This window comes from Kineococcus terrestris (assembly GCF_041020755.1).
Classification (GTDB): domain Bacteria; phylum Actinomycetota; class Actinomycetes; order Actinomycetales; family Kineococcaceae; genus Kineococcus; species Kineococcus terrestris.
The window spans coordinates 182,169-200,238 of the sequence record NZ_JBEUEI010000003.1; the positions used below are offsets into that span (position 1 = coordinate 182,169).

At 75.1% G+C, this 18,070-nt stretch carries 15 protein-coding genes; 9 read left to right on the forward strand and 6 right to left on the reverse strand.

The genetic code is table 11. From position 1 onward, the window contains the following. Positions 1 to 31: 31 nt before the first annotated feature. Positions 32 to 655: a superoxide dismutase gene (locus AB8M62_RS03495; protein ID WP_369052394.1), complete on the forward strand. Its 624-nt coding sequence runs from the start codon at positions 32 to 34 to the stop codon at positions 653 to 655. A gap of 39 nt (positions 656 to 694) precedes the next feature. Here AB8M62_RS03495 and AB8M62_RS03500 read toward each other — a convergent pair whose 3' ends face one another. Then, positions 695 to 1,369, reverse strand: coding sequence for a helix-turn-helix domain-containing protein (locus AB8M62_RS03500; protein ID WP_369052393.1), 675 nt, complete (start codon positions 1,367 to 1,369; stop codon positions 695 to 697). A 129-nt stretch (positions 1,370 to 1,498) separates the two neighbouring features. On the opposite strand from AB8M62_RS03500, the gene AB8M62_RS03505 reads away from it, so the two are divergent. Continuing rightward, positions 1,499 to 2,698 carry an MFS transporter gene (locus AB8M62_RS03505; RefSeq protein ID WP_369052559.1) on the forward strand — a complete coding sequence of 400 codons (1,200 nt, stop codon included), beginning with the start codon at positions 1,499 to 1,501 and terminating at the stop codon, positions 2,696 to 2,698. Here AB8M62_RS03505 and AB8M62_RS03510 read toward each other — a convergent pair. Then, the gene (locus AB8M62_RS03510; protein ID WP_369052392.1) at positions 2,673 to 3,311 is read right to left on the reverse strand and encodes a copper resistance CopC family protein; all 639 of its coding nucleotides are present in this window, start codon (positions 3,309 to 3,311) and stop codon (positions 2,673 to 2,675) included. The genes AB8M62_RS03505 and AB8M62_RS03510 overlap by 26 nt on opposite strands. A 221-nt stretch (positions 3,312 to 3,532) precedes the next feature. Between AB8M62_RS03510 and AB8M62_RS03515 the strand changes: the two genes are divergently transcribed. Then, positions 3,533 to 6,901 carry a S8 family serine peptidase gene (locus tag AB8M62_RS03515; protein WP_369068646.1) on the forward strand — a complete coding sequence of 1,123 codons (3,369 nt, stop codon included), beginning with the start codon at positions 3,533 to 3,535 and terminating at the stop codon, positions 6,899 to 6,901. Continuing rightward, complete coding sequence (locus AB8M62_RS03520) at positions 6,894 to 7,415, forward strand: 2'-5' RNA ligase family protein (protein ID WP_369053448.1); 522 nt, start codon at positions 6,894 to 6,896, stop codon at positions 7,413 to 7,415. The genes AB8M62_RS03515 and AB8M62_RS03520 overlap by 8 nt, the downstream gene beginning before the upstream one ends. A gap of 13 nt (positions 7,416 to 7,428) precedes the next feature. Here the strand turns inward: AB8M62_RS03520 and pdxA are convergent, their stop codons facing one another. The 4 genes from pdxA to AB8M62_RS03540 all read right to left on the reverse strand — a co-directional run bounded on the left by pdxA (position 7,429) and on the right by AB8M62_RS03540 (position 12,066). After that, entirely contained in the window at positions 7,429 to 8,439 is a 1,011-nt protein-coding gene (gene pdxA, locus AB8M62_RS03525) for a 4-hydroxythreonine-4-phosphate dehydrogenase PdxA (protein WP_369068648.1), read from the reverse strand. Next, entirely contained in the window at positions 8,436 to 9,728 is a 1,293-nt protein-coding gene (locus AB8M62_RS03530; RefSeq protein ID WP_369068649.1) for a four-carbon acid sugar kinase family protein, read from the reverse strand. Before AB8M62_RS03530 ends, pdxA begins: the two co-directional genes overlap by 4 nt. A 143-nt stretch (positions 9,729 to 9,871) precedes the next feature. Then, positions 9,872 to 10,348, reverse strand: coding sequence for a VOC family protein (locus tag AB8M62_RS03535; protein WP_369068650.1), 477 nt, complete (start codon positions 10,346 to 10,348; stop codon positions 9,872 to 9,874). A gap of 80 nt (positions 10,349 to 10,428) precedes the next feature. After that, the gene (locus AB8M62_RS03540; protein WP_369053440.1) at positions 10,429 to 12,066 is read right to left on the reverse strand and encodes a dipeptide ABC transporter ATP-binding protein; all 1,638 of its coding nucleotides are present in this window, start codon (positions 12,064 to 12,066) and stop codon (positions 10,429 to 10,431) included. 140 nt (positions 12,067 to 12,206) lie between these two features. Between AB8M62_RS03540 and AB8M62_RS03545 the strand changes: the two genes are divergently transcribed. Genes AB8M62_RS03545 through AB8M62_RS03565 form a run of 5 tightly spaced genes read left to right on the forward strand, consistent with a single transcriptional unit; the run spans position 12,207 to position 18,064 of the window. Then, complete coding sequence (locus AB8M62_RS03545) at positions 12,207 to 13,415, forward strand: dipeptidase (RefSeq protein ID WP_369053438.1); 1,209 nt, start codon at positions 12,207 to 12,209, stop codon at positions 13,413 to 13,415. After that, a complete protein-coding gene (locus AB8M62_RS03550) occupies positions 13,415 to 15,049 on the forward strand; it encodes an ABC transporter substrate-binding protein (protein WP_369053436.1) in 1,635 nt (544 codons plus the stop codon). Before AB8M62_RS03545 ends, AB8M62_RS03550 begins: the two co-directional genes overlap by 1 nt. A gap of 5 nt (positions 15,050 to 15,054) precedes the next feature. Next, positions 15,055 to 16,017, forward strand: a complete 963-nt coding sequence (locus AB8M62_RS03555; RefSeq protein ID WP_369053433.1) for an ABC transporter permease — start codon at positions 15,055 to 15,057, stop codon at positions 16,015 to 16,017. Next, entirely contained in the window at positions 16,014 to 16,895 is an 882-nt protein-coding gene (locus AB8M62_RS03560; RefSeq protein WP_369053431.1) for an ABC transporter permease, read from the forward strand. Before AB8M62_RS03555 ends, AB8M62_RS03560 begins: the two co-directional genes overlap by 4 nt. Beyond that, positions 16,892 to 18,064 (forward strand): M24 family metallopeptidase, encoded by a 1,173-nt coding sequence (locus AB8M62_RS03565; protein WP_369053429.1) that lies wholly within the window; start codon positions 16,892 to 16,894, stop codon positions 18,062 to 18,064. Before AB8M62_RS03560 ends, AB8M62_RS03565 begins: the two co-directional genes overlap by 4 nt. The last annotated feature ends 6 nt before the right edge of the window (positions 18,065 to 18,070 follow it).

Consider the following 18,070-nt stretch of genomic DNA (forward strand, 5'->3'; position numbering starts at 1 on the left):
CGACGCCAGGGACGAGGAGAAGAGCACACACATGGCCGACTACGCGCTGCCGGACCTTCCCTACGACTACTCCGCGCTCGAGCCGCACATCTCCGGCGCGATCATGGAGCTGCACCACGACAAGCACCACGCCACCTACGTGGCGGGGGCGAACACCGCGCTGGAGAAGCTCGCCGAGGCGCGCTCGAAGGACGACCTGTCCGCGGTGAACCTGCACGAGAAGAACCTCGCGTTCAACCTCGGCGGGCACGTCAACCACTCGGTGTTCTGGCCGAACCTGTCCCCGGACGGCGGCGACAAGCCGACCGGTGAGCTCGCCGCGGCGATCGACGAGGACTTCGGGTCGTTCGAGGGCTTCCAGAAGCACTTCACGGCCACCGCGCTGGGCATCCAGGGCTCCGGCTGGTCGATCCTCGCCTGGGACTCGGTGGGGCAGAAGCTGCTCAACGTCCAGCTGTACGACCAGCAGTCCAACCTGGCCCTGGGCCTGGTGCCGGTGCTGGTGCTGGACATGTGGGAGCACGCGTTCTACCTGGACTACAAGAACGTCAAGCCCGACTACGTCAAGGCGTGGTGGAACGTGGCCAACTGGGCCGACGCGGCGCGCCGCTTCGAGGCGGCCCGCACGCAGACCGCGGGGCTCATCGTCCCCTGACCCCCGCGGGTCCACGCGGTTCCGCGACGGGCGGTCCGGTCACCCGGGCCGCCCGTCGCCGTCCCCGGCCTGATCGCCGCCCCCCGCGCGGCGCGGCCGCAACCGCAGGTGGGCGCGCTCGCCCTGGCGGCCGAACAGGCTGAGGAACTCCACGCCGCGCTCGTCGGCGGCGCCGAACCAGTGGGGCGTGCGGCAGTCGAACTCCGCGGCCTCGCCCGGGCCGAGCACGACGTCGTGCTCGCCGAGGACGACCCGCAGCCGCCCGTCCAGCACGTACAGCCACTCGTAGCCCTCGTGGGTCTTGCCCTCCGGCACCGGCTCCGACGTGCCCGCGCGCCGGCCGGGCAGCACGTGCTTGTACGCCTGCATCCCGCCCGCGCGCCGGGTCAGCGGGATGACGGTCTGCCCCCAGCCGGGCCGGGTCACCGGGCGCAGGTTCACCCGCGGGTCCCCGGTGGGCGGGGCGCCGACGAGGTCGTCGACGCTCACGTCGTGGGCGCGGGCCAGCCGCAGCACCAGCTCCAGCGTCGGGCGGCGCCCCCCGGACTCCAGGCGCGAGAGGGTGCTCACCGAGATCCCCGTGGCGGCCGAGACCTCGCGCAGGGTGCGCCCGCGCCGCCGGCGCACCTCCCGCAGCCGCCCCCCGACCGCCGCCAGGACGGCCTCCAGGTCGTCGTCCGGCTCCTGCTGGGAGTCACCCGCGCGCTCCGCCACGACGACGAGCCTGCCCCGCCGCCCGCGCGGGTACGCACCGGGTCCACAGTGTCCGTCGTGCCCGACGCCCCCCACCGTCCGCAGGACCCCGCCGCCCGCCCCGCGCTGACCCGCCCGCTGCTGCTGCTGATGGCCGTGGCCACCGGCCTGACCGTGGGCGGCAACTACGTCAACCAGCCGCTGCTGGACACCCTGGCCGCCGAGCTGGGCGTCAGCCAGGGCGCCGCCGCGGTCTGCGTCACCGTCGCGCAGGTCAGCTACGGGATCGGGCTGCTGCTCGTCGTGCCGCTGGGCGACCTGCTGGAGCGCCGGCGGCTGCTGACGACGCTGACCCTGCTCGCCGCGGCCGGGCACGTGCTGTGCGCGGTGGCGCCCGGGTTCGGCTGGTTCCTGGCCGGCACGGCCGTCGCAGGGGTGTTCTCGGTGGCCGCGCAGGTCCTCGTCCCGTTCGTCGCGGAGCTGGCGGAGCCGGGACAGGCCGGTCGCGCGGTGGGCACGGTGATGAGCGGGCTGCTCATCGGCGCGCTGCTGGCGCGCAGCGTGTCCGGGGCGCTCGCGGACCTGGGCGGCTGGCACCTGCCGTACGCGGTGGTCGCCGCCGGGCTGGTGCTGCTGGCGGTGGCGCTGCGCGCGCGGCTGCCGGTCAGCGTGCCGGAGCGGGTGGGCGGCTACGCGGCCACGCTGCGCTCGACCGCGCGCATCGTGCGCGAGGAGCCGCGGCTGCGCAGCCGCGCGCTCCTGGGCTCGGTGGGGTTCGCGGCCGTGTCGGTGCTCTTCGCCACGATGACGTTCCTGCTGGCCGGTCCGGCGTTCGGGCTGAGCGACGCGCAGATCGGCCTCGTCGGCCTGGCCGGGGTGCTGGGGGCGCTGGCCGCCACGGTCGCCGGCCGGATGGCCGACGCGGGCCGCGGCCAGCTGGCCACCGCCCTCGGGGCGGCGCTGCTCGTGCTGACGTGGCTGCTGCTGAGCGCCGCGGGCGGGGCGTGGGAGCTGCTGGGCACGTCGCTGGCGCTGTTCGTCGTCGGGTTCGCGCTGTCGGACCTGGCCCTGCAGACGGTGCACATCTCGAACCAGAACATCGTCTTCGCCCTGCGGCCGCAGGCGCGGGCGCGCGTCAACTCCGCCTACATGACGGCCTACTTCGCCGGCGGGGCGCTCGGCTCGGTCGCCGGGTCGCTGGCCTGGGCGGCGGGCGGCTGGGCGGCGGTCAGCGCCACGGGTGCCGCGCTGGGCGTGCTGGCGCTCGCGCTGTGGCTGCTCGACGTGCGCCTGGAGCGGCGCGCGCGGGCGGGCGGTGCCGGGGTCAGCGCCGCCCGCGCCGGGTCCTGAGGACCGCGCCCACCCCGGCGAGCACGACGACGACCGCGGCGAGGACCCCGACGAGCGCGCCGGTGCCGCTGCCGCCGAGCCCGGCGGCCGGGTCGGCGCTCACGGGCTCGTCGGCGGGACTCTCGGCGGCGGGGGTCTCGGCGGGAGCGGTGGGCTCCGCGGGCTCCGTCGCGGTGCTCTCCGCCAGCGCCCCGGTCGCCTCGAAGGTGAACGAGCCCGAGACCGGGTGCCCGTCGGAGGACGTGACGCGCCACTGCACCTCGTAGGTGCCGGCGGGCCGCTCGGCGCCCAGCGACTGGCTGACGGTGCTGTCCACGACGCGGGGCTCGCCGGTGGAGACGAGCCCGCCGGGACCGGTGACCTCGACCAGCGTGCCCAGCGCGAGCGGCGTCTCGGACATCTCCAGGTCGACGGTGTCGGGGGCGGTGCCCACGACGTCCCCGTCGGCGGGGGAGGAGGCGACCAGCCGGTCGTGCGCGAGCGCGGGGGCGGCGAGCGCGAGCGGCGCGGCGAGCCCGAACGCCAGGGCGGCGGTGAGCGCGGCGGGTCGGGCCGCGCGGGGACGGCGGGAGCTCGGGCGGGGGGTCGGACGGGGGGTCGGGCGGGGCGGCACCCGGCCACTGTAGGCGGGGGGCCGGACGGGACCGGCACCCACCTACGACGCCCTGTCGGAGTCGGTGGGCTCGCCGGGAGGTCCCGCGGAGCAGCGCCTCCGGGCGACGTCTCGGTCCGGTCACGGCGCCTTGACGCAACGCGCTGTACCGGTTTGAGTGCAATCGGTCGTCATTCGGATCGAGCGACGCCCGTCCCCGTCGCCCCTCCGTGGAGGATCCCGTGGTCCGCGCCCCCCGTCCCGCCCCGCGCCGCACCCCGCTGCGGCTCGTGCTCGCCGCCGGGACCGCCGCGCTGCTGTCCGTCACGGGCGCCGGCACCGCCGCCGCCGCCCCCGCCGACCCCGCCGCCGGAGCGCGTCCCGGCGGGTGGGAGGCCGGCGGTTACGTCGTCACCCTGGCCGGTGACCCGCTGGCCGAGCTGGACACCGCCACGCCCGGGCGCCCGCTGCTGCGCTCGGCGCCGGCCGGCGTGGACGTCAGCGGTGAGGCCGCCCGCCAGCACCGCGCCCGGCTGCTGGAGGAGCAGACCTCCGTCGCCGAGGTCGCCGGTGTCGTGCCCACGCAGAGCTACACCGTCGCCCTCAACGGCTTCGCCGCCGACCTGACCGCCGAGCAGGCCGCCGAGCTGGCCGCCACCGACGGCGTCGTGTCCGTCGTGCCCGACACCCGCCGCCAGCTGCACACCACCGGCACCCCCGACTTCCTCGGCCTCACGGGCGAGGACGGCGCGTGGGAGGCCGTGGGCGGCGTCGAGGAGGCCGGTGCCGGCGTCGTCGTCGCCGACCTGGACACCGGCGTGTGGCCCGAGCACCCCTCCCTGGCCGGTGAGCCGCTGGCCGACGCGCCCGACGCCGACGCGCCCGGGACCGCCTACCGCACCAGCGGCGGCGAGATCCGGATGGAGAAGGCCGACGGCGGCGTCTTCACCGGCCGCTGCGAGACGGGCGAGGGCTGGACCGCCGACGACTGCACCACCAAGGTCGTCGGGGCGCGCGCCTTCGCGCAGGGCTTCCTGGCCGCCGCCGGTGACGCGGGCCTGGCCGACGGGGAGTACTTCTCCGCCCGCGACAGCGACGGGCACGGCACCCACACCACCACCACGGCCGCCGGCCTCGCCGGTGTCAGCGCCACCATCGACGGCCGCGGGTACGGCGAGGCGTCCGGGGCGGCGCCCGCCGCCGCCGTCGCCGCCTACAAGGTGTGCTGGACCAGCGGGGACGGCGACAGCGGCTGCCAGACCTCCGACCTCGTCGCCGCCATCGACGCCGCCGTCGCCGACAACGTCGACGTCATCAACTTCTCCATCGGCTCCGGCACGCCGGCCACGACCGTGAACGACCCCGTCGAGCTGGCGTTCCTGTCCGCGGCCTCCGCCGGGATCTTCGTGGCCGCCTCCGCGGGCAACAGCGGACCCGGCACCTCCACCCTCGACCACGCCAGCCCCTGGATCACCACGGTCGCCGCGTCCACGGCCGTCCCGCGCGAGGGCACCGTCGTCCTGGGCGACGGCACCGCGTTCGTGGGCGCCCGCCTGGTGCAGGAGCCGCTGCCGCGCACCCGCGCCGTCCTCGGCTCCGCCGTCGCCGCCGCCGGGCGCACCGCCGCCGACGCGCAGCTGTGCCGCCCCGGCAGCCTGGACGCCGCCCGCGTCGGCGGGCGCGTGGTGGTCTGCGACCGGGGGATCGACGCCCGCGTCGACAAGTCCGCCGAGGTCGCCCGCGTCGGCGGTGCGGGCGTCGTCCTGGTCAACCCGACGCCGAACAGCACCGACCCCGACGCCCACGTCCTGCCGACCGTCCACCTGGACACCGCCGCCGGGGACGCCGTGAAGGCCTACCTGGCGGTCCACCCCGCGGCCACCGTGCGCTTCGAGCCCGGCAACACCACCGGCACCCCCACCGAGACGCCGCAGGCCGCCGGGTTCTCCTCGCGCGGGCCGACCCTGGCCGCCGGTGGCGACGTCCTCAAGCCGGACCTGGCCGCCCCGGGCGTCGGGATCGTCGCGGGCACCTCGCCGGACGCCTCGCGGGGCGACCTGTTCGCCGCCCAGTCCGGCACCTCGATGTCCGCCCCGCACGTCGCGGGCCTGGCCGCCCTGCTCCTCGGCGTCCACCCCGGCTGGTCGCCGATGGCGGTCAAGTCCGCCCTGATGACCACCGCCCGCGACCTCGTCGACGCCGACGGCGAGCCCGCCGGCGACCCCTTCGCGGGCGGCGCCGGGCTCGTCGACCCGACCGCGGCCCTCGACCCGGGCCTGGTCTACGACTCCACCCCGCGCGACTGGGTCGCCTTCCTCGAGGGCACCGGCGTGCGCACCGGCACCGGCGTGCCCGCCGTCGCGCCCAGCGAGCTGAACACCCCCTCCATCGCGGTCGGTGCCCTGGCCGGGCGCCGCACCGTCACCCGGTCGGTGACGGCCGTCACCGGCGGCCTGTACCTGGCCACGGCCGACGTGCCGGGCTTCGACGTGGAGGTGTCCCCGAGCGTCCTGTACGTCAGCGAGGGGCAGACCGTCCGCTTCCGCGTGACCTTCACCCGCACCGACGCCCCGCTGGAGGAGTGGGCGACCGGCTCGCTGGAGTGGCGCGGCGCGGGCACGGCGGTGCGCTCGCCGCTGGCCGTGCGGCCCGTGGCCGTCGTCGCGCCCCGCGAGGTGCGCGCCGCCCCCGGCGACGGCTCCGCCGCCGTCGAGGTGGTCCCCGGCCGCACCGGCGACCTGGACGTCACGACCGCCGGGCTCGTCGCGGGCCGCGCGGACACCGGCCAGGTCCGCGCCGGGCAGACGCGCGAGCACCGCGTGCGGGTGCCCGAGGGCACCACCCTCGTCCGCTTCGACCTCCTCTCGCGCTCGCCGGGTGCCGACCTGGACCTGTACGTGTCCCGGGTCGTCCGCGGGAACCAGCGCGAGGACGTGGGGGCGTCGGCCTCGCCCTCCGGGAACGAGCGCGTGGACCTCGTCGACCCGGTGCCGGGCACCTACGTCGTCGAGGTCGACGGGTACGCCACCGCGCCGGGGGAGCGCACCGCCGCCTACGAGCACACCTCCTTCGCCGTGGGCGGGGCCGGCGACCTCGTCGTCGAACCCGACCCCGTGCCGGCGCGGGGGGGGGCGCCCCCCCCCCGCCCCCCCCCCCCCGCCCCCCCCCCCCCCCCCCCCCCCCCCCCCGCGCCCCCACGGTCACCGCCCGCTGGGGCGCCCTGGACGAGCGCCGGCGCTACCTCGGCTGGATCGGCTGGGAGGGCGCGCGCCAGCGCACCGTCGTCGCGGTCGGCTGAGTCGCCGCGGTGGGCCGGGGAGCCCGCGCGGGGCGGGTGGCAGAGTGGCCCCGTGGTCGGACCCGGTGAGGAGCAGCCCCAGACGTCGTTCGGCGCGGTCGGGTCCGTCGTGGCCGGCGTGGTCGGCCTGGCCCTGTCGGCGGTGTTCTTCCCCGCCGGGATCGTCCTGGGCGTCCTCGGGGTCGCCGTGGCGTGGCGGGCGCTGACCCTCCGCCCGCCGGACCGGACGTGGTGGACGGCGGGGCTGGTGCTGTGCGCCCTGGCGCTGGTGGCGTCCCTGTTCGGCGCGGCCGCGGTGCTGTCCCGTGGCTGAGGCGGGGGACGCGCCGCTGGTGCTGACCGCGGCGCTCGCGGATGACGACGCCGAGCGGCTGGACGTGCTGCGGCGCGAGCGCTTCCCCGCGCACCGCAACAAGCTCGCCGCGCACGTCACCCTGTTCCACGCCCTGCCGGGCGAACGGCTGGGCGACGTCCTGGACGACCTGCGGGCGGTGTGCCGACGGCCGGGCCTCGACGTGCCCGTGACGGGTGTGCGCTCGCTGGGCCGCGGCGCGGCCCTCGTCCTGGAACCGGGGGAGCTGGCCCGCGTGCGCGCCGAGCTGGCCCGCCGCTGGCAGCCGTGGCTGACCCGCCAGGACGCGCAGGGGTTCCGCCCGCACGTGACGGTGCAGAACTTCGTCGACCCGGCCGTGGCGCGGGCCACCGTCGCGGACCTGTCGGCCTCCTTCGCGCCGTTCGCGGTGCGGGTGGTCGGGGTGGACGTGCACCGCTACCTGGGCGGGCCGTGGGAGCACCTGCACCGCGAGGAGTTCGACGCCGGGAGCTGACGCGCCGCCCGCTTCACAGCGGGGTGGCGGCCAGCTCCACGGCCTGGCGCAGCGCCTCGACCATGCTGCCGACCTCCACCCGGCCGGTGCCGGCGATGTCGAAGGCCGTGCCGTGGTCGACGGAGGTGCGGATGACGGGCAGCCCGACGGTGATGTTGACGCCCGCCTCGATGCCGAGGACCTTCACCGGCCCGTGCCCCTGGTCGTGGTACATCGCGACGACGAGGTCGTAGTCACCGCGGCCGCCGAGGAAGAACGCCGTGTCGGCCGGCAGCGGGCCGACGGCGTCGATCCCGTCCGCGCGGGCGGCCTCGATCCCGGGGGCGATCTTCTCCGCCTCCTCGCCGTACCCGAACAGCCCGCCCTCGCCGGCGTGCGGGTTGATCGCGCACACCCCGATGCGCGGGCCGGGGTTCCCGGCGCGGCGCAGGGCCTCGTGACCGCGGCGGATCGTGCGCTCGACCAGGCCCGGCTCGATCCGCGCGACGGCGTCGAGGAGCCCGACGTGGGTGGTGACGTGGATGACCTTGATGCGCGGCGTGGTGAGCATCATCGAGACCTCCTCCACCCCGAAGAAGTGCGCCAGCAGCTCGGTGTGGCCGGGGAAGCGGTGGCCGCCGGCGTGCAGCGCGGCCTTGTTCAGCGGGGCCGTGCAGATGGCCTGCGCCTCCCCGCGCCCTGCCAGCTCGCACGCGATCCGCACGTACTCGTGGGCGGCGTGGCCGGCGGCGGCGGACACCTCGCCCCACGGCAGGTCGGCGGGCAGGAGGTGCGGGTCCACGACGTCGATGCGCCCCGGGGTGAACGCGGCGTCGGCGGGGGAGCCGACCTCGACGACGTCCACGGCTGCGCCCAGCGCCTCGGCGGCCAGCCGCAGCCGGTGGGCGTCACCGACGACGAGGGGCCGGCCGGCGGTGAACGCGGTCTCGTGCACGAGGGCGCCGACGGTCACCTCCGGGCCCACACCGGCGCCGTCGCCCATCGTGACGGCGACGACGGGGCGGGGGTCGGGGGTGCTGCTCACGGTTCCTCCAGGTGACGGTCTGCCGGCGTGCTCGGGGTCGTTCCGGTCCGCGGGGCGCGCAGCCGCCGCAGCAGCCGCACGAGGTCGTGCAGCTCGGCGGGGCCGCCGAAGCTGCCGGGCTTGGTGGCGACCAGGCGCCCGTCGCCGGTGAGGCCCGCGACGGCGCCGTGGGACAGCTGCGCCACCGGGTGCAGGCGGTCCACGCCCAGCCGGACCAGCACGGCGCGGGCGGTCTCCCCGCCGGTGAGGACGAGGTCGCGCCCGCCGACGAGGGCGGCGGCCCGCCCGGCCAGGCGGTCGGCGGCCGCGCGGGGGTCGGGGTGGGTGCCGGTCAGCCGCAGCACGAGGGGGTCCGCGCCCGCCGGGGGCGCGGCGCCGCCCGGGGCGCCCTCCGGGTCCACGTCGAGGACGGCCGCGCCCGGCAGAGCGAGCAGGTGGGTGGTCTGCGCGGCCGTGGCCGCCGAGGCGCTGCCGGCGACGACGACGGTGCCGCGCGCTCCCGGGGCCGGTCGCGGAGCCGGTCGCGGGGGCGTCGCGGCCCCGCCGGGACGGGGACCGCCCGCCGTGCCGCCCACCGCGTCGGCCACGGCGCCGACGAGGGCGGCGCTGCCCGCCAGGGCCGTCCGGATCCCGCCGGCGGCCGTCGCGGCCGCCGCGCCCGCGACGGCCGCGAGGTCGGCGTCCGTCTCGGCGTCCACGACGACGACCCGCCCGGTCGCGGCGGCGCGCGCGAGGAGCCGGGGGAGGCGGCCGGAGCGGACGTCCGCCAGCGCGGCGGCCAGCACGGGTGCGCCCGCCAGCAGGTCGGCCACCCGCACCGGCGCGGGGCGGGGCTCCAGGTGCCACAGGCCGGTGGCGGCCAGCGGGACGCCGCCGACGAGGGGGACGCCGTCCACGACGGTGCGCCGCAGCGCCGGCAGCGCGCCCGCGACGACGACGAGGAAACCACTGCCGCGCAACGCCTCCACGGTGGCGCCGACGTTGCCGCGCCACAGCGAGTCCAGCTTGACGGCCAGCGGGCCGTCCGGCGCGAGGGCCGCGAGCGCGGCGGTCAGCGCGGCGCGCGCGGCGGCGGGTGCCGCGGTGCGGGAGTCGAGGTCCACGACGAGCGCCCCGGCGGACGGCGCGGTCCCCGCGGTCGGCGCGCCGAGCAGGACGGTGCAGGGGTGCCCGCGCTGCAGGAGCAGGCCGGCGACCTCGGCGGCGCCCGACAGGTCGTCCGCCAGGACGGCGCCGAGGGTGGCGCGCCGCGGTGCCAGCGTCGGCCCGCTCCCGGCCTCAGCGGTCACGGTGCGGGCACCTCAGGCGGTTCAGGGGGACTCCCGCGGGCGGTCGGCGCCACCGGCGTCGGTACCGGCGGCGGGTGCCCCGATGCTCGCACGGCCCCCGGCGGCGCGGCGGGCGGCCGCCCGCACGGCTGCCGGGCGGGTCCTCAGGCCGGGACGGCGTCCGCGGCCGCCTCCAGCTCGGCGACGACGAGCTTGCGCATGCCGAGCATCGCCTCCACGGCCCGCTGCGCGCGGGCCGGGTCCGGGTCGGCGCGCAGCTCCAGCAGCCGCCGCGGGACGACCTGCCAGGAGACGCCCCAGCGGTCCTGCAGCCAGCCGCAGCGGCTCTCCTCGCCGCCCTCCAGCAGCGCGTCCCAGCACCGGTCGACCTCGGCCTGGTCCTCGCACAGCAGCTGGATCGAGAAGGCCGGGGACAGCGCGTACGCGGGGCCGCCGTTCAGGATCAGGTACTCGCGGCCGGCCAGCGTGAACGAGACGGTCAGCGCCGAGCCGTCGGGGTTGCGCACCACCTCGGTGATCTCCGAGTCCGGGACCAGGGACACGTACCGCTCCGCGGCCTCCAGGCCGTCGGTGTCGAACCACAGGCAGGGCAGCGTCGTCGTGGTGGGCGTCGTGGTCATGGCGGGTCTCCTCCTCGGGCGGGTGCGTCGTCGAGGGGTTGACCCGCGCGGGCGCCGGGACTGAGCGGTGTGGACCGCGTTCAGACCGGCGCGGACCCGGCGACCAGCTTGCCCCGCTCCGCGCGGGTGGCCGGGGGGATGGAGGCCAGGAGGCGGCGGGTGTACTCCTCCCGAGGCGCCTCGAAGACCTGTGCCGTGCTGCCCGTCTCGACCACCGTGCCGCGGTGCATGACCAGCACGCGGTGAGCGAGGTTGCGGACGACGGACAGGTCGTGGGAGATGAAGAGGATCGCGACGCCGAGCCGGTCCTGGAGGTCGACGAGCAGGTCGGTCACCTGCGTCTGGATCGTGACGTCGAGGGCGGAGACGGGCTCGTCGCACACGAGCACCTGAGGGTCCAGCGCCAGGGAACGGGCGATGCCGATGCGCTGGCGCTGACCTCCGGAGAACTGGTGCGGGTACCGGTCCACGACGTCGGCGGGCAGGCCGACGAGCTCCAGCAGCTCGGCGACGCGCGCGCGGCGCGAGGCCTTGGTGCCGACCCCGGCGGTCACCATGGGTTCGGCCACGACGTCGCGCACCCGCATGCGCGGGTCCAGGGAGGAGTAGGGGTCCTGGAAGACCATCTGGACACCGCGCTGGGCGCCCGGGCGCCGACCGCGCCGTCGGCGGGTCACGTCCGCGCCGCGGTAGCGGACGGTGCCCTCGTCGACCGACTCCAGACCGACGATCACGCGAGCCAGCGTGGACTTGCCCGAGCCGGACTCCCCGACGACGCCGAGGGTCTCGCCGTGGCGCAGCTCGAGGTCGACGCCGTCGACGGCCTGCACGTCCTTGAAGCGCCGGCTGACCCCTGTCGCGGTGAGCACGACGTCCGGCGCGCGGCCCCGGGCGCCGGTGAGGACGCGCGGGGGCTGCGGGAGGGGTACCGACCCGAGCAGCTCCTGGGAGTACGGAGCTCGAGGGGAGACCAGCACCTGGTCGGCGGCGCCGCTCTCCACGACGAGACCGTGGCGCATGACGGTCACGTGGTCGGCGACCTCGGTGACGACACCGATGTCGTGGGTGATGAGCAGGACGCCCATGTCGAACTCGCGCCGCAGGCCGTGCAGCAGGCGCAGGATCTGCGCCTGCACGGTGACGTCGAGCGCAGTGGTGGGCTCGTCCGCGATGAGCAGCTCCGGCTCGAGGGAGACGGCCATCGCGATGAGGATGCGCTGGCGCATGCCGCCGGAGAACTGGTGCGGGTAGTCCTGCAGGCGCCTCCTCGGTTCCCGGATGCCGACCAGGTCGAGCAGCTCAGCAGCACGGCCCGTGGCCCGGCGGCGTGACCAGCCGCGGTGCAGGCGCATCACCTCGCCCAGCTGGTCGCCGACGGACAGCACGGGGTTGAGGGAGGAGAGCGCGTCCTGGAGCACCATGCTCATGCGCTCACCGCGCACCGCCCGTCGCTGTTCGCTGCTCATGGTGAGCAGGTCGTCGCCCGACAGCCGCAGCTCGGTGGCGGCGACCGTCGCGGCGGGGTCGACGACCCCCATGACGGCGCGCGCCGTGACCGTCTTGCCCGACCCGGATTCACCCAGCAGGGCGTGCAGCTCCCCGGGCCGCACCTCGAGGTCCACGCCGCTGGCGGCCGCCGCGGAGGCTCCCGGGAACGACACCGTGAGGCCCCGGACGCGCAGGACGGGGGGACGGGAGGGCGGGGTCGGTGTGCTCACGGCGCCCATGATGCACCCGCCCGCGTGCCGATGTGTTTCATCCAGGTCAACGATTCGCCGAGATGTCTCACGAACCTTGACTTCTCTGCCGGATGGGCGGCAACGTTTCGCTCCGAACGCCGACCTCTGGAGGCACCACCGTGCTCGAACCCGCCAAGCGCTACACCGGCTACACCGCTTACGACTACCTCGAGAAGGGTGTGGACTACCGCGCCTTCGAGTACGCCCCGCAGGTGGGCCGCGTGCCGGAGTACACCGGGCTCGACCTCACCGCTGAGCAGAGCGAGCGCACTGCGCGCCTGCTCGCCGAGGAGGTCGTCATCTCCCTGCACGAGCACGTGCAGGCCTTCCCCGCCGACATGGGGGAGTTGCGGGACCACATCCGCCAGGGGCGTGAGCCCACCGCCTACGAGGGCCTGTCGCGCTCGGGCCTCACCGCCGTCTTCGACAACGGCATGGACGGCACGTGCTGCATCTCCTCCGACGCCGGGTGGAAGTACCAGGACGTCCTCTTCGACCTCGGGGTCCGCATGGCGGACATGGCCCACCAGGACTTCGTCGTCAAGGGGGAGACCCTCGCCGACATCGAGCACGCGCACGCCACGGGCCGCATCGCCCACGTCTTCGCGCTCGAGGCCTCCACCATGATCGAGAACGAGGTCGACCGCCTCGACGTCCTCTACGGGTTCGGCGTGCGGCAGATGGGCATCGCCTACTCCGAGGCGAACACCCTCGGCAGCGGCCTGAAGGAGCGCGGGGACGGCGGGCTCACCTACTTCGGCGAGCGCGCCGTCAAGCGCATGAACAAGCTCGGCATCGCCATCGACATCTCCCACTCCGGCGACCAGACCTGCCTGGACACCATCGCCGCATCCGACAAGCCCGTCCTCATCACCCACGCAGGAGCGCGCTCCGTGTGGCCGACCAACAGGATGAAGACCGACGCGACGATCAAGGCGTGCGCCGACAAGGGCGGGGTCATCGGCCTGGAGGCGGCGCCCCACACGACCCTGTCGCCGGACCACCCCCGGCACAGCCTCGAGTCGGTCATGGACCACTTCGTCTACTGCGTCGACCTGGTCGGCATCGACCACGTGACCTTCGGGCCCGACACGCTCTTCGGTGACCACGTCGGCCTGCACGACGCGTTCGCGGCCAACCTCTCCCTCGGGCAGGCGCACGCCGGGGTCGACTACGAGAAGGTCCCCTACGTCGACGGCCTGGAGAACCCGGCCGAGTGCTTCACCAACATCATCGGCTGGCTGGTCCAGCACGGGTACTCCGACGACGAGATCCGCAAGGTCGTCGGCGGCAACACGCTGCGCGTCCTGAAGGAGGTATGGGTCTGATGCACCCCACCCGCAGGCTCGTCCTGGCAGGCGGCTTCTCCGCCGCCTCGGTCGCCGCGCTCGCGGCCTGCGCGCCGCAGGCGCCGGAGGCCCCGGCGGGCGGGTCGTCCGGCTCGCCCTCGGCGAGCACCGCGACGCTCACCATCGCCACCACCACCGACGTCGTGAACTTCAACCCCGTCGTCGGCAACTCCCGCTCCGACCAGTGGATGACGGGTCTCATGTACCCGCGGCTGCTGACGATCGCCGACGACGGGTCCAAGGAGGCCGAGGTCGCGACCGAGTGGGGGTACGTCGACGCCACGACGGGCTACTACGAGATCCGTGACGACCTGCGCTGGACCGACGGGGAGGTCCTCGACGCCGACGACGTCGCCTGGACGCTCAACGCGGTCAAGCGGGACGCGCCGTCGGGCACGTTCTACGGCCAGCTCGGCAACTTCGTGGAGGCTCGCGCGGTCTCGGCCACCCGCGTCGAGTTCACCATGGAGAACCCCGACTCGTCCCTCGTCGACGAGATCGGCTTCTGGGGCTGCATCGTCCCGCAGCACGTCTTCGAGCCGGCGGGCTCCATCGCGGAGTTCTCCAACGACGGGAGCGCCGGCGGCTGGGTCAGCGCGGGCCCGTACGTCCTGACCGACGTCCAGGTCGGCCAGAGCTACACCTTCCAGCGCGTGGAGACGTACCCCCTGGTGGAGGGCGGGGTGCCGGTGGCGGCGTCGGTCGTCTACCGGGTGTTCCCCGACGTCAACACGGAGATCCTGGCGCTGCGCTCGGGCGAGGTGGACGTCATCGCCAACGCCCTGCCGCCGGCCCAGGTCGAGCAGCTGCGCAGCACCGACGGCATCGAGGTCGCCGAGGTGACCGGTCTCGGTTACGCGCACATGGTCTACAACATGCAGAACCCCGACCTCGCGCGCGTCGAGGTGCGTCAAGCCCTCGCGCACGCCGCCGACTACGAGGCCATCCGTCAGGTGGCGCTGTCCGGGCAGGCCGTCTCGACCGGCTCGAGCCCGTTGTTCCCGGCTCTCGCGCGCTACTACGACGACTCGATCACCGAGTACGAGTTCGACCCCGAGCTCTCCCGGTCGCTCATGGAGCAGGCGGGGTACACCGCGGACGCCGAGGGCTTCTTCGACGTCACCTTCCGCATGATCTACTCGCTGCAGGACTCCGTCACCTCGCAGTGGGCGCAGATGGTCAAGGACTCGACCGCGCAGGCCGGCATCACCGTCGAGCTGCAGGGAGCCGAGCGGAACACCTACCTGGCCATGACCAACGAGGGCGACTACGACATCTACGCGGGCAACTTCGCCATCATGGACGACCCGGTGCTCAACTTCTCGCTGTCCTACCTGCCCGGCGGAGCCATCAACTACACCTACTGCGACGACCCGGAGCTCAACGACCTGATCACCCGGGGCGCGGAGACCGTCGACCTCGACGCCAAGGTCGACATCTTCCGCGAGGCCGCCCGGATCGTCCACGAGCAGGTGTACGACAACATCATGTACACCCAGAACCTCTACTTCGGGCACAGCGACAGCTGGTCGGGGTTCGTCTCCCGCCCCAGCGAGCTGCTGTCCATCGTCAACCCCGTCTCCGTCGCGTCGGCCACCGAGTCCGCGAGCTGATCGGCGTGGCCATCGCCTCCTTCGTCGCGCGCCGGCTGGGTCGCGGTCTGCTGACCGTGTGGTTCGCCGTCACGGTGACGTTCCTCCTGCTGCGCCTCTTGCCCGGCGACCCCGCCCTGGCGGTGTCCAGCCCGACGCAGACGGAGGAGGCGCGGGCGTTGCTGCTGACCCAGTACGGCCTGGACCGGCCGCTGTTCGAGCAGTACGTCCTCTACCTCGGGCAGTTGCTGCAGGGGAACCTCGGCACCTCGTTCACCCAGTCGGTCCCGGTGGTCGACGTGCTGCTCGCACGCTTGCCGTGGACGCTGCTGCTGACCTTCGTCGCGCTCGGCTTCACCGTGCTGCTGGGCGTCCCCCTGGGAGTCCTGGCGGCGTCGCGGCGCGGCGGGTTCCTCGACAAGCTGGTGCAGGTCGTCGGCGTCACGGGTCAGTCGCTCTTCGTCCCGAGCATCGGCGTGCTGCTGCTCTTCGTCGTCGGCCTGCGTCTGGGGTGGGCCCCCATCGGCGGTGCCTACGACCAGGGCGTGTACGGCGGGCAGTGGTACCTGTCGGTGGCCCACCACCTCGTGCTGCCCGGCATCTCGCTCACGCTCGTGCAGCTCGGCTCCTACGTCCTGACGCTGCGTGCGACGCTGGTGGACGCGCTCTCCGAGGACTACGTGGTGCTGGCTCGGGCCAACGGCCTGTCCGAGCGGCGCATCCTGTGGAAGCACGCCCTGCGCAACGCGCTGCTGCCGGCCACGACCCTCATCGGCCTGCAGCTGGGCTTCCTCGTCGGGGGCGCGGTGCTCACCGAGACCGTGTTCGCCTACCCCGGCGTCGGCCGGGGCATCTACGAGGCGGTGACCCAGTTGGACTTCCCCGTGCTGCAAGGAGCGTTCCTCGTGCTCGCCGTGACCGTCGTCCTGGCCAACACGCTGACCGACATCGTCTACGGCTGGCTCGACCCGCGGGTGAAGGCGTCGTGAGCGCCGTCGTCCCCGAGGTCCCCTCGATCCCGGACGCCAAGCGGACGTCCGCCTGGACCTGGCGCGCCTTCCGGCGCCAGCCGCTCGGGATGGTCGGGCTCGTCGTGCTGGGGCTGCTGCTGCTCGTGGCGGCCGTCGGCCCGCTCGTCGTGGCCGCCCCGGCGAGCTACGGCACGACCGTGCTGTCGGCGCCCACGGGTCGGTTCTGGTTCGGCACCGACGCGCTGGGGCGGGACGTCTTCGCCGAGGTCGTGTGGGGGACGCGTTCCTCGGTCGTGGTCGCGCTGGCGGCCTCGGCCATCGCGATCGTCGTCGGCACCCTCATCGCCGTGGTCGGCGCGTACGTGCCGTGGCTCGACGCGATCGTGAGCGTCGTCGTCGATCTCACCCTCTCCCTGCCGGTGCTGCCGCTCATGATCCTCGTGGCGGCGCTGGCCGGGCCGAGCACGACGACGCTCATCGTGGTGGTCGCGGCGTTCTCCTGGCCCGAGGTCACGCGCCTGGTGCGCTCCCAGGCCCTGACGGTCGTGGGCCTGCCCTACGTCGACGCGGCGCGGCTCATGACGCGCAACCACGCGTGGATCGTCGGCCGGCACGTCGTGCCCGCCGTCACGCCCGTCATCGTCGTCTCGGTCGTCGTCACGGCGTCCCGGGCGGTGCTCTCGGCCGCCGGGCTGGCCTTCCTCGGTCTGGGCGACCCGACGTCCTGGTCGTGGGGCCGCATCCTCTACGAGGCCCAGTCGGCCGGGGCCATGGTGAGCGCGTGGTGGCTGACCCTCTTCCCGTCGCTGGCCATCCTCGCCCTCGTGCTCTCGGCCACGCTCGTCTCGATCGCCTACAACGACGCGCGCAACCCGCGCGCAGGAGGAGCCTCGTGAGCTTCCAGCACCGGCTCGGCCAGGACGTCTTCGAGCGCATCGAGGCCCGCGTCCGCACCGCGATGGCCGCGCGCGGGTTGGACGGCCTGCTGACCGACGACCCGGACGACGTCGCGCACCTCACGGGGTTCTTCCACCACCCGTGCGAGCGGCCCGTCGCGGTGTTCCTCGCGCCCGACGGCGAGGTCGTGCTCCTCGTGCCAGAGCTCGAGGTCGATCACGCGCAGGACCAGCGCGCCCGCGCGCGGCTGGTCTCCTACGCCGAGTACCCGGGTGTCGAGAGCCCGTTCGCGGCGCTGTTCCCCGTCCCCCCGACAGGGCGGCTCGGCGTCACGACGCAGATCACCAGGCACCGCGAGGCGCTGCTGGGCCGGGGGTCGGGCCGGACGGACTGGGAGCCCACCGACCTGCTCGTCGGTGTCCGTGCGGTCAAGGAGCCCGAAGAGGTGGTGCTGCACCGCGAGGCCGCCCGGATCACCGACCTCATGCTCGCGGCCGGCGTGCAGCTCGTGCGCGACGCGGTCGCCGCGGGTGGCGCGCTCCCGTCGGAGGCGGAGCTCGCCCGGCACGTCGGCGCCGTGGGGGTCGAGGAGATGTACTCGACGCACGACGGCGTGGTGGTCGTCTCGTTCCTGGCCGGTGGCCTCGTCTACGCCGCGGAGAACTCCGTGCGCCCGCACGGGCTGCCGTCGGGCTACCGGCTGCAGCCCGGCGACACGTTCATGCTGTCCCTGGGGTGCGCCGTCGGAGGTCGCTTCGTCGAGGGGGAGCGCACGTTCGTGCTGGGCGAGCCGGGTCCGGACCAGCGCCGCTACCACGACGCCGTGCGCGACGCGCAGGCCGAGGGCTCACGCGCCATCGGCCCGGGAGTGCGCTGCGACGACTCCAACGCCCGCTGCCTCGCCGTGCTGCGCGAGGCCGGGCTGGGGGAGTTCCTGCGGCACCGGCAGGGCCACGGCATCGGCCTCGGCATGCACGAACCGCCGTGGTTGGAGGACGGGGACGACACCGTGCTGCAGCCCGGCATGATCGTCTCCAACGAACCCGGCCTGTACGTCCCCGGGCACGCGGGCTACCGCATCAGCGACAGCGTGCTCGTCACGGCTTCCGGCGCGGAACCCCTCACCAGCTTCCCGCGCAGTCTCGACGACTGCGTCGTCCCCCTCTGAGGAGCC